This window comes from Stenotrophomonas maltophilia (assembly GCF_047497515.2).
GTDB lineage: Bacteria > Pseudomonadota > Gammaproteobacteria > Xanthomonadales > Xanthomonadaceae > Stenotrophomonas.
Genome location: NZ_JAXAXL020000024.1, coordinates 36,557 through 47,180 on the forward strand (window position 1 = coordinate 36,557; position 10,624 = coordinate 47,180).

A 10,624-nucleotide genomic window follows, 5' to 3' on the forward strand; every position below is an offset into this window, starting at 1 on the left:
CCCCCCCCCCCCCCCCCCACTACCGGTGGATGCCGACCGTTGGTCGGCACACCATGCGGTAGAATTACCCCCTAACCGAATCCCCAAGCCGCATATGAGCCACTACGAAGGCGATCTTCGCACTCCCGAGTCGGCGCGCTTCGCCATCCTGGCCAGCCGCTGGAATGCCCGCATCACCGACACGCTGGTCGCTGGCGCCCGCCAGAGCCTGGCCGGCAACGGCATCAGCGAAGCCAACATCGACGTGATCCGTGTGCCGGGTGCCTGGGAACTGCCGCTGGTGGCCGCACGCCTGGCCGCTGCGCATGAACACGCCGCCATCCTCACCCTGGGCTGCGTGATCCGTGGCGACACCCGCCACTACGAACACGTGGCCGACCGCTGCGCCGAAGGCCTGATGCGCGTGCAGCTGGATTTCGGCGTGCCGGTGCTGAACGGCGTGCTGGCAGTGGAACGTGTAGAAGACGCCGAGGCCCGCGCAGGCGGCAGCCACGGCAACAAGGGCGAGGAAGTCGCACTCGCCGCATTGGAAATGGTCAACCTGCTGGAGCAACTGCCATGAACAAGAACACCCAGGGCAAGCCCTCCGGTAAACCCGTCCGCCGTGATGGCGTCGATCCGGTGCTGCGCTCGCGCGCGCGCCGCCGTGCCGTGCAGGCCATCTACGCCTGGCAGATCTCAGGCGGCAACGCGCAGTCGTTGATCGCCCAGTTCGCCCACGAGCAGGCCCGCGAAATCGCCGATCTGGCCTATTTCGAAGCGCTGGTGCATGGCGTGCTGGACAACCGTCGTGACATCGACGAGGCGTTCGCCCCGTACCTGGATCGTGGCATTGACGAAGTGGACGCGATCGAACGCGCCGTGCTGCGCCTGGCCGGCTACGAGCTGCGCTACCGCCTGGACGTCCCGTACCGCGTGGTCATCAACGAAGCCATCGAATCGGCCAAGCGTTTTGGTTCCGAGCACGGCCACACCTACGTCAACGGCGTGCTGGATCGTGCCGCCGTGGAATGGCGCAAGGTCGAATCGGGTCACTGACCCGCCCGTGGTAGTGCCGGCCGCTGGCCGGCAGCTGCAGGGATCCTGAGGTTGCCGGTCAGCGGCCGGCACTACCGCCCACCGCGCACTGCGCGGCACGTACAACAGCGGGAACGCCCCATGTCCCTGGCCGAATTCGCCCTCATCGACCGCATCCGCGCCCGCACCCTGGAGCGCGACGACATCCTGCTCGGCATCGGCGACGACGCCGCACTGCTGCAGCCGCGCGCCAACGAACAGCTGGTGGTCACTGCCGACACGCTCAACAGCGGCGTGCACTTCCCGGTGGAAACCCCCGCCTTCGACATCGGCTGGAAGACGCTGGCGGTCAATCTGTCCGACCTGGCCGCGATGGGCGCGCGCCCGTCCTGGTGCACGCTGGCACTGTCGTTGCCGGAAACCTCCGAAGACTGGATCGAAGGCTTTGCCGATGGTTTCTTCGCACTGGCCGACCAGCACGATATCGCGCTGATTGGTGGCGACACTACGCGCGGCCCGCTGTCGCTGTCGGTGACCGCGATGGGGCAGGTGGGCCGAGGCCAAGCGCTGCGTCGTGATCGCGCGCAGGTGGGTGACGATCTCTGGGTGAGTGGCACGCTGGGCGATGCCAGCGGCGCATTGAAGCTCTGGCAGCAGGGCGCCCTGAACGTGGCCACCGCCACGCTGCTGGCCGACTACGAGTACCTGCGCCTGCGCCTGTTGCGGCCCACGCCGCGTGTAACCCTCGGCCTGCGCCTGCGCGCCTTCGCGCATGCGGCCGTGGATGTATCAGACGGCCTGCTGGCCGACTCCGGGCATATTGCCGCACGCAGTGGCGTCGCCGTGCATGTGGACGCTGACATGTTGCCGATCTCGCCAGAGCTGCGCGAACTGATGGGTCGCGAACAAGCGCGCGAGTGCGCACTGCGCGGCGGCGACGACTACGAACTGTGCTTCACTGCCGCCGCCGACCAGCGCGACGCGCTGCATTACCTGGCCGAATCGCTGGACCTGCCGCTTGCCCGCATCGGCCGCATTGCCGAAGGGCAGGGCGTACACGTGGACGGCGAACCCGCCAGCGGCGGTTACCAGCACTTCGCGTAGAAGCAGCAATACCTGCTCTGGTGGGTGCCAACCTTGGTTGGCACGAATGTGTCCGGCATCCGTGCCAACACCGTGTCGACCAAGGTCGACACCTACCCGTGCGCGGCGTGCCGGAATTGCTCTGATGGGTGCCAAACTTGGTTGGCACGAATGTGTCAGGAGTCACTTGCTCTGGTGGGTGCCAACCTTGGTTGGCACGAATGTGTCAGGCGTCCGCGCCAACACCGTGTCGACCAAGGTCGATACCTACCCATGCGGGGCGTGCCGGAATTGCTCTGATGGGTGCCAACCTTGGTTGGCAAGAATGTGTCCGGCGTCCCTGCCAACACCTTGTCGACCAAGGTCGACACCTACCAAAGCGCGGCAGTTACATGTGCGGAACAGGCGCGCCGAAACGGTTATCACCCGGCGTGCCCGGCAACAGCATGAACACCAACATCACCAATCCGATAATCGGAATGAAGGCGAGCAGATACCACCAGCCAGAACGGTCAGTATCGTGCAGTCGACGTACCGCCACCGAAATCATGGGTAGGAATAGGCCCAGCGACAGCACGATGTTCAAGCCGCCAGAAAGCAGGGACAGCGTATTCGATCCATTGAGTGCTCCCAGGTATCCAAGAACCATCACCGGCAGGAACAGGATCAGAACGAACAACTGGAACCACCAGAACTCACTTCGGCTGGCGCGCCCGCTGAACTGCGTATAGCGGGTAAGCGGAATCATCATCTTGTGCATCGGTACGCTCAAAAAAAAGAAGCGCGCACTATCGCTGCTGGGGTAATGGTACTCCATGCAACTTATTGCAATCGCAACGCGAATTTCTGCAGAGCCGAGCCCACGCTCGGCTGCCTGGCGCAAAGAAAAAAGCCGAGCATGGGCTCGGCTCTACGTCTTCAATGGGCGATCTTCGCCTCGGCATCGCGCGACGTGCCGTAGTCATCCAGCCACTGGAATTTCAGCGTGGCCGGCACCGTGGCGCCCTTGGGCACAGGCAGGCTGATGCGCTCACCCGGCGGCACCATGTCCACCTCGATCGTCTTGCCATCGGGCAGCACCAGATTGGCCAGCGTCACGTGGTACGCGCTCGGGTTGTGCAATTGCAATGCCCCGCCATCAACACGCCATTCCAGCGCCGCAGCCGCATCGCGCGCATGGCCCGGCAGGCCGGCGGGCCTGTAGAACAGCTTCACCCGCGTGCGCACGGCAAACTGCAGCAGGTTCCTGCCTTCCACGTTTTCCGGCTTGGGCGGAATATCCAGCAGGTTGAAGTACAGCAGCGATTCACGGTCTGCCGGCAGCGACGCACCGGCCATCGGTGCATAGGTCAGCCTGAACGCCTGCGCATGCCCGGCATCGATGCGGCGGGTGGTGGGGGTCAGCACGAACGGCAGCTTTTGGCTGCCCGCCTTGGCACTGGCATCGCCATCGTCCAGCCACACCTGGGCCAGGGCCACGTTGTCGCCGCGGTTGTTGGCATTCACCGTTACCGCGCCCTTGCTGCCGTCGTAGATCACCCGCGTGCCCTGCAGGGTCACTGCAGCAGAGGCCGGAAGTACTGCGGAAGCGCCGGCCAGTGCCAGCATCACCGCGCATGCGCGAAGGTTCATGGAGGTTTCCTCGGGAAGAGCCGCCCGGCAGCATGCCGCCGGGCGGTGTGCGCTTACTTGTAGATGATGTCCATCTGCGCAGTGGCGTTGGCCACGCCAGCCACCACGTCGGCAGCAGCGCCGGTCTTGGTGTACCAGACGCTGTGCTTGACGGTATTCGGTGCGGTATCGGTGACGTTGACGAACTGGGTCGGAGCAGCGTTGATCTTCAGCTGGGTATCAGTGGTGTCAAAGATCTTGTACGCCACGCCTGCGGCGCCACCGGCCGTCAGCTCCAGCGCGCCGTCGGCGGTAGCCGGGCCGCTGAACTTCACCGCCACATCGTGCGAACCGGTGGCGCCCGGGCAAGCCACGGCCACGTCCAGATCGCGGCGGCCAATACGGTCGTTGCCCTTCAGATCTTCAAGATCCATCTTGCCCATCGTCACGGCCACGCCGCCGTTGATGGTGGCGGTGCAGGTGGTTTCAACAATCTCACCAGTAATGGTCAGGTCGGCAGCATTCACGGCCGGGGCAGCGGCCAGCAGGATGGCCAGCGCCATCGGGGTCTTCAGGTTCTTCATGGGTGTGCTCTTCAACAAGTAATGGAATCGGGAACGCCACCCGTCATCTGTGCGAAAGGTGGCCGGGGCAGTGGGCGAGATGCCCGTCGGTAGATGGCTTGCCGACAACGGGCGAGGCACGCCCGTCTTTCTGCCCGGCGCATGTTCGGCCTGATGCCCGGCGCAGGCCATACAACTTGTTGCAAACGCTTACATCCCGGGAAAACTGCAAGTAGTTGCATATCCGCCAGCACGGTCGCGCCCTAGTCTGCACGCCTCCCACTACTACCGGGGCTGCACTGCGGCCGCGTCGACGCCATGCGCCTGTCTTCCTCTCCCGCTCAAAGCGCCACGCAGTATTCCCTGCGCCATACCGCGCTGGCTGTGGCCATCAGCACCACGCTGGTGTTTGCGGCTGCGCTGCCGGCATACGCGCGGCCGGGTGGCGAAGTGGAGTTCAGCGAAGGCTTCGCCAGCGGCTTCGTCGGCGAAGACCTGGCACGCTTCAGCATGGGCAACCCGGTTGAGCCGGGTCGCTACAACGTCGATATCCACCTCAACGGCGAGTTCATCCGCCGCGATGACATCGACCTGGTGGTCTCGGATACGCCGCATGTCGCGCAGCCCTGCGTGCCCGCACACCTGCTGCTGGCGCTGGGCCTCAGCGATGCCGCTCGCCAGGCCGTGGAAGCGACCGCCACCCCGCACTGCGTCGATGTAGAGGCAGCGATTGAAGGCGCACGCGTGCGCTACGACGACAGCCAGCTGCGCCTGGATATCTCGCTGCCGCAGGTCGCGCTGCAGCGGCAGGCGCGTGGCTTCGTCGCACCGGAACTGCGTGACCACGGCATCACCGCCGCGTTCCTCGGCTACAGCGTCAACCACTACCGCAACCAGGGCCAGCAGAACACCTACGCGGGCATCACCACCGGCCTCAATCTGGGGGCATGGCGGCTGCGCCACCGCAGCTCGCTCAGCCACAGCTCGCAGGGCACGCACTTCACCACGCTCAACAGCACGCTGCAGCGCGATCTGCCGCGCTGGAACAGCCAGCTCACCCTGGGCCAGGCCAATACCGGTGGCGAACTGTTCGACAGCGTCGGCTTCACCGGTGTGCGCGTGGCCACCGACGAACGCATGCTGCCCGATTCACTGCGTGGCTATGCGCCAGTGGTGCGTGGCGTGGCGCAGAGCAATGCGCGCGTCACCATCCGCCAGAACGGCGCGGTGCTGTACGAAACCACGGTAGCGCCCGGTCCGTTCGCCATCGACGATCTCTACCCCAACGCCGGCAGTGGCGATCTGGAAGTGGCCGTCACCGAGGCCGATGGCCGCGAAGAACGCTTTACCGTTGCGTTCTCTGCCGTGCCGCAGGCACTGCGCGAAGGCAGCCATCGTTTCAGCGTTACCGCGGGCGAGCTGCGCAATACCGGCCTGGCGCAGAACGCGCTGCGCTTCACCGAAGGCACCTACGCGCGTGGTGTCAGCAACCGCGTGACGCTGCTGGGTGGGGTACAGGTAGCCGAGCACTATCAGGCCGGCCTGGCCGGCGCAGCGTTCAACACGCCGTTCGGCGCCATCGGTGCCGACATCACCCATGCCCGCGCCAACGTGCCGGGCCTGCCGACGCAGAGTGGCCGCAGCTACCGCCTGAACTACCAGCGCAGCGTGGCGCGCACCGGCACCAACCTGGGCCTGGCCGCGTACCGCTACAGCACCGAGGGCTTCCTCACCCTCACCGATGTCTCGCAGCTGTCGTTCGACCGCCCGCAGGCCGCCGATGCGTTCGTCATGCGCACCCGCCAGCGCTTCCAGGTGAACTTCTCGCAGCGCATTGGCCAGCGCAGCCAGTTGTATGTAAGCGGCGGCCACGTCGCCTACTGGAACCGGCCGGGCAAGCAGAACGATCTGCAGCTGGGCTTCCACAGCAGCTACCGCAGCGCCAACTACACCCTGTCCGCCACGCGCTACCGCATGGCCAACGGCGCACCCGATACGCGCCTGTCGTTCATGCTGAGCGTGCCGCTGGGCCGCAGTGGCAACGCGCCGCGCGCCACCGCCACCTACAGCGACAGCCGCCTGGGCAGCCAGCAGCAGCTGGGCGTCAACGGCAACCTGGGCGAAGACCGCGCGCTGTCCTACAGCCTGTCGGGCAACCGCGGCCAAGGCAGCAGCGGCTACAACGCCTACGCCAGCTACCAGGGCAGCCATGCCGATCTCAGCGCCGGTTACAGCCACGCCAACGGCAGCAGCAGCTTCAATGCCGGGGCCACCGGCAGCGTGGTGCTGCACCGGGGCGGCATCAACTTTGGCCCGTCGCTGGGCGAGAGCTTCGCGCTGGTGGAAGCGCAGGGCGCGCAGGGCGCGAAGGTGGGCAGTGGCCGCACCGTTACCGTGGCTGGCAACGGCTATGCCGTGCTGCCCTATACCAGCCCCTACCGCTGGAACCAGGTACAGCTGGATACCGCCGCACTGCCGCTGGATGTGGAAGTGCAGGCCAGCTCGCAGCGCGTGGCGCCCAGCGCGGGAAGCATCGTCAAGGTCAGCTTCCAGACCCGCAACGAGCGCCTGTGGTTGATTGACGCCAGCGATGCCGAGGGCCAGCCGCTGCCCTACGGCGCGCAGATTGCCCACCCCGATGGGCGGATGCTGGGCCAGGTGGGGCAGGGCGGTGTGGTGGCGCTGCGTGGCCTGGAAAACACCGGCCTGGTGCATGTGCAGACCGAAGACGGCATCGCCTGCCGACTGCATTACGCCATGCCCGAGACCCCCGATGCACACGGCCAGTACTGGGCCCAGGCCCGCTGTCTGGCGCCGGCTCAAGAGGGTCTGGCCGACGATGTTTCCTCTTCAACTACCGGAGCTTCCCAATGAAATTTCCGCACCTGATTTTCGCTGCATTGCTGTTCGGCGCCGCGCCGCTGGCCCATGCCGACTCTGCCACCATCACCGTTACCGGCAAGGTGTTGCCGGGTACCTGCACCATGGCGAATGTGCCGGTGGCGCTGGATGACATCGACGCCGCCGATCTGAAGGCCGGGCATGACAATGGCCTGAAGACAGCCACGCTCAACTTCACCGGTTGTGTAGGCGTGGGCAGCATCGACCTGACCTTCAATGGCACAGGCGATGCCGCACAGGACGGGCACTGGAAGAATGACGCGCCCACGGGCGGGGCAACCGGCGTCGCGGTGGCGTTGCTGGATGGTCCCACCGGCCCGAGCTTCATCAAGGACGGCGGGACGAAACAAGTAGCCGTCAATGGCGCAGCCACGGCCAAGCTGGATATGGGTGTGGGCTACTTCCGCAAGGCCGGAACGCCGCTGGTGGCAGGTGCAGTCAGGGCCCAGATCACCGTTACCGCCGACTACAAGTAGTACAGGGAGTCGTCCCGTGAAACAACCCGTACTTCTTCGTTCCAGCGCCCGCACCCGGCTGCGCGCCGTTGCTGCGGCGCTATTGCCACTGGCTAGCGCTCATGTCATGGCCTGTACGTCGTCGGGCAGCAATGCGGCTTATCTGACCGCCGATCTCAAATCCACCGATGCGCCGGGCACCATCACGATGCTCTCCGGCTCGGCCACCTGGATGAATGGCTGTGGCACGCCCCGAGCGCACCAGTTGGAGGTGTCGCTGGAGGGCATCGGGCTGAAGGCCGTATCGACCATCGATTACCAGGGCAAGACCTACGTCACGTATGAACTGAGCGCGACGTCGCCTCTGTTCTTCTTTCCGATGAACATCAAAACCTCCGGCGCCGGTGCTCCAGGTGGCTTCGAGCGCATTCCCGCCAAGGAAGGTGTAGGAACGCCTGTGACCTCATATACGGTAACGAACAACCAACTGTTCTCCTACCCTCACTTGGGTGTGGTGGCACGTGCGGGCATGCAGCCGGTACCGCTGACCCAGTTGGGTACCGAGGTGGCACAACATACCCAATTCACCTACTCCAACCGGCACGCGGTATATGTGACGGTAAACATCGAGCAACCCACGTGCAGCCTCAGCGACACGGCGTTCACGCTTACCGAGATCAGTGCCGATGTAGTGCGCACGGTAGGCGACAGCAGCCATGAGCAGACCTTCCCGGTGAAGATGCAGTGCGAAGCGGCGGGCATTCCGGTGAAGCTGACGCTGACCGATGCGAATGACCCCACCGCCACCGGCAGCCTGCTGAAGCCGACCGCCCATGCAACAGCAGAGGGCGTGCAGGTGGAACTGCTGCGCAACGGCGTACCGGTGAGGCTCGGCCAGCAATGGGACCACGGCGCATCGGGCAGTGGTGAACAGAACATCGATCTGCAGGCACGCTACACCCGCGTGCCGGGCGCGTTGAAGATCGGTGATGTGGAAGGGCAGGCGGTCATCACCGCCACCTACCGCTGACTTGGCGCCGGCTTCCTCCCATCGCTCACCTTTGAAGACGCCCCAATGAACCGCTCGCCAGCGCCAAGCCGCCGTCGCCTCCTCTTTGATCTGGCAGCAATGCTGGTGCTATGCGCCGCAGGAGGTAGCGCATGGGCATGCACCGCAACGGTCAACAGCAGGCATGCACCGCACTTCCAGCAGGATGTCGGTTTCCCCGGCGCTGCGCTGCTCTCGGCGGTGGGGCCCGAGTTCAAACTCACCGGGTGCAACACCAGCGACCTTCACGAACTGACCATCCGCCTGGAAGGCCAGAGCCTGACCCCGGTATCTACGGTCGTCTACGACGGCGCGACCTACGTGACCTACCAGACCAGCGCTACCTCGCCGTTGTACTTCTTCCATGTTCGTTCGCCGAACTCGGGTGGCTTTCAGTTTGCCCTGAAGGATGGCGAGCCGCAGGCGCTGCACATCAGGACCAGTGGTGGCGGCCAGCTGTACGCGCAACCCTACATCGGCGTGGTCGCACGCGCCGGCATGGCCAACGCGCCTTCCACGCCACTGGGGAAGTACGTGCTTGAGCACCCACTGCTTGCCATGCGCGCCGAATCAACGCTGTCAGCATCGGTGACGATGCGTGTGGAGTCCTGTGTCCTGAACGATGCGCCGGTGTCGCTGCCGGATGTCGAGGCGGCCGATCTGGCAGCGGCTGACAGCCATGCACACGAGACCGGCTTCAACGTGCGCATGACCTGCAGTTCGGCAGGCATTCCGTTGAGTTTCACTATCACCGATGCGAACCAGGCCAGTAACACGGGCACCTGGCTGGTGCCCACAGCAGGCAGCACCGCCAAGGGTGTCAGCATCGAACTGTTGCGCGGTGGCACGCCTGTGGAGCTGCGCAAGACATGGAGCCATGGCACGTCGTCCGCCGGAGCGCAGGACGTGCCGCTGCAAGCGCGTTACGCCCGCAGCAGCGGTGCCCTGCAGCCGGGCAGCATCAGCGGGCAGGCTATTCTGACGCTGGATTACCGCTGAGCGGGGGAAGGCCGCGCTTTGTAGAGTCGAGCTTGCTCGACTGCCTTGGCCAAGGCAGTCGAGCAAGCTCGACTCTACCGAAGCCCGGTGGCGTCGGTCAGGCCACGTAGACCTGCGTATCCACGTACTCCGACAGCCCACGGCATGCCAGCAAAAGGCCCTCGCGCACGTCGTTGCCCACCTGCTGCGCTTCTTCGCCATCCACGCGCACGCGTTCGCTGGCATGCAGCAGTTCCAGCAGCACCGTCAGCCCGGCATTGGCCCGGTTGATGCGCGCCAGCGCCATGCACTGGCCAGATGAACGACCTTTCCGCTGCAGGGGCTGGCCGTCGGCTGCCTCCACCTCGCGAATGCGTTGCAGACAATCCAGCAGGGTAATGCCATTGGCGGCAGGGTTTGCAGCGAGGGTGGTTTCCAGCGGCTCGGCAATCTCGGCGGGCAACTGGTTGGCAAGATCGCCCAGGGTGGCGAACAGGAACGGGTAGCGATTGGCGCTCATGGTGGCTTCCTTATGCGTTACGCGAAGGAGCCGCCCTGCTTAACAGCAAGGGCGGCGGACGGTGCGTGGTTCCAATACCGGGTAGCGTCTGCAAAAGCCGGCGGGCACGAGGCCCCCACGCACCGCCCGCCATAGATGCGCGGACAGAATGCCTGCCGACGCCACCCACAGGGGATGGGCGACGCCGGCAGGCAAGCGTAACCAACAGACACTACTAACGGGATTGGAAGCCCGTGCCACCCGTTGTCGGTGGCCGTACATGATTTGCATGCAGCGCCCGTGCTGCCAATGAGAAAAGTTGGAAAATAGAAAAAGTACGAATGTTTGCAGCGACGTGGCGAAAGCCGTCAATGCGTGCAGATTGCGACAATCTCTGTAGCAACTGTCTTGTCAGGCGGAGGCCATCTGGGCCTCCGCTTCCCGTTTGCGGGCGTTGAGGATCACCAGC

11 protein-coding genes are annotated in these 10,624 nt (G+C 65.0%); 7 read left to right on the top strand and 4 right to left on the bottom strand.

Annotation, left to right across the window (positions count from 1 at the left end):
* The first annotated feature begins 94 nt into the window (after positions 1 to 94).
* The 3 genes from ribH (at position 95) to thiL (ending at position 2,121) form a co-directional block, all read left to right on the top strand.
* Positions 95 to 562 (top strand): 6,7-dimethyl-8-ribityllumazine synthase, encoded by a 468-nt coding sequence (gene ribH, locus ACMZPQ_RS21415; RefSeq protein ID WP_312647072.1) that lies wholly within the window; start codon positions 95 to 97, stop codon positions 560 to 562.
* Positions 559 to 1,038, top strand: coding sequence for a transcription antitermination factor NusB (gene nusB, locus ACMZPQ_RS21420; RefSeq protein ID WP_312647070.1), 480 nt, complete (start codon positions 559 to 561; stop codon positions 1,036 to 1,038). The genes ribH and nusB overlap by 4 nt, the downstream gene beginning before the upstream one ends.
* A 120-nt stretch (positions 1,039 to 1,158) precedes the next feature.
* A complete protein-coding gene (gene thiL, locus ACMZPQ_RS21425; protein WP_197583917.1) occupies positions 1,159 to 2,121 on the top strand; it encodes a thiamine-phosphate kinase in 963 nt (320 codons plus the stop codon).
* Between the two features lie 367 nt (positions 2,122 to 2,488).
* On the opposite strand, the gene ACMZPQ_RS21430 is transcribed toward thiL, so the two are convergent.
* The 3 genes from ACMZPQ_RS21430 to ACMZPQ_RS21440 all read right to left on the bottom strand — a co-directional run bounded on the left by ACMZPQ_RS21430 (position 2,489) and on the right by ACMZPQ_RS21440 (position 4,295).
* Positions 2,489 to 2,917: a DUF805 domain-containing protein gene (locus ACMZPQ_RS21430; protein ID WP_312647068.1), complete on the bottom strand. Its 429-nt coding sequence runs from the start codon at positions 2,915 to 2,917 to the stop codon at positions 2,489 to 2,491.
* A gap of 101 nt (positions 2,918 to 3,018) precedes the next feature.
* Positions 3,019 to 3,732 (bottom strand): fimbrial biogenesis chaperone, encoded by a 714-nt coding sequence (locus tag ACMZPQ_RS21435; protein WP_197583916.1) that lies wholly within the window; start codon positions 3,730 to 3,732, stop codon positions 3,019 to 3,021.
* A gap of 53 nt (positions 3,733 to 3,785) precedes the next feature.
* Positions 3,786 to 4,295: a fimbrial protein gene (locus tag ACMZPQ_RS21440; protein WP_197583914.1), complete on the bottom strand. Its 510-nt coding sequence runs from the start codon at positions 4,293 to 4,295 to the stop codon at positions 3,786 to 3,788.
* A 297-nt stretch (positions 4,296 to 4,592) separates the two neighbouring features.
* Between ACMZPQ_RS21440 and ACMZPQ_RS21445 the strand changes: the two genes are divergently transcribed.
* From ACMZPQ_RS21445 to ACMZPQ_RS21460, 4 genes are all read left to right on the top strand, one after another.
* Entirely contained in the window at positions 4,593 to 7,148 is a 2,556-nt protein-coding gene (locus ACMZPQ_RS21445) for a fimbria/pilus outer membrane usher protein (RefSeq protein ID WP_312647065.1), read from the top strand.
* Positions 7,145 to 7,651, top strand: coding sequence for a fimbrial protein (locus ACMZPQ_RS21450; protein ID WP_197583913.1), 507 nt, complete (start codon positions 7,145 to 7,147; stop codon positions 7,649 to 7,651). The genes ACMZPQ_RS21445 and ACMZPQ_RS21450 overlap by 4 nt, the downstream gene beginning before the upstream one ends.
* A 16-nt stretch (positions 7,652 to 7,667) precedes the next feature.
* Positions 7,668 to 8,660: a fimbrial protein gene (locus tag ACMZPQ_RS21455; protein ID WP_312647063.1), complete on the top strand. Its 993-nt coding sequence runs from the start codon at positions 7,668 to 7,670 to the stop codon at positions 8,658 to 8,660.
* 99 nt (positions 8,661 to 8,759) lie between these two features.
* On the top strand, positions 8,760 to 9,677 hold the full coding sequence (locus ACMZPQ_RS21460) for a fimbrial protein (RefSeq protein WP_197583911.1): 918 nt from the start codon (positions 8,760 to 8,762) through the stop codon (positions 9,675 to 9,677).
* 97 nt (positions 9,678 to 9,774) lie between these two features.
* Here the strand turns inward: ACMZPQ_RS21460 and ACMZPQ_RS21465 are convergent, their stop codons facing one another.
* Positions 9,775 to 10,176 carry a hypothetical protein gene (locus ACMZPQ_RS21465; protein ID WP_312647061.1) on the bottom strand — a complete coding sequence of 134 codons (402 nt, stop codon included), beginning with the start codon at positions 10,174 to 10,176 and terminating at the stop codon, positions 9,775 to 9,777.
* Positions 10,177 to 10,624: the final 448 nt, after the last annotated feature.

What these genes read in the sequence shown, in the direction of transcription:
- ACMZPQ_RS21430 (WP_312647068.1), bottom strand. Translation starts at nt 2,917, where the DNA reads ATGGAGTACCATTACCCCAGCAGCGATAGTGCGCGCTTCTTTTTTTTG.
- ACMZPQ_RS21440 (WP_197583914.1), bottom strand. Translation starts at nt 4,295, where the DNA reads ATGAAGAACCTGAAGACCCCGATGGCGCTGGCCATCCTGCTGGCCGCT.
- ACMZPQ_RS21465 (WP_312647061.1), bottom strand. Translation starts at nt 10,176, where the DNA reads ATGAGCGCCAATCGCTACCCGTTCCTGTTCGCCACCCTGGGCGATCTT.
- ACMZPQ_RS21445 (WP_312647065.1), top strand. Translation starts at nt 4,593, where the DNA reads ATGCGCCTGTCTTCCTCTCCCGCTCAAAGCGCCACGCAGTATTCCCTG.
- ACMZPQ_RS21460 (WP_197583911.1), top strand. Translation starts at nt 8,760, where the DNA reads ATGCTGGTGCTATGCGCCGCAGGAGGTAGCGCATGGGCATGCACCGCA.
- nusB (WP_312647070.1), top strand. Translation starts at nt 559, where the DNA reads ATGAACAAGAACACCCAGGGCAAGCCCTCCGGTAAACCCGTCCGCCGT.
- ACMZPQ_RS21450 (WP_197583913.1), top strand. Translation starts at nt 7,145, where the DNA reads ATGAAATTTCCGCACCTGATTTTCGCTGCATTGCTGTTCGGCGCCGCG.
- ACMZPQ_RS21435 (WP_197583916.1), bottom strand. Translation starts at nt 3,732, where the DNA reads ATGAACCTTCGCGCATGCGCGGTGATGCTGGCACTGGCCGGCGCTTCC.
- thiL (WP_197583917.1), top strand. Translation starts at nt 1,159, where the DNA reads ATGTCCCTGGCCGAATTCGCCCTCATCGACCGCATCCGCGCCCGCACC.
- ribH (WP_312647072.1), top strand. Translation starts at nt 95, where the DNA reads ATGAGCCACTACGAAGGCGATCTTCGCACTCCCGAGTCGGCGCGCTTC.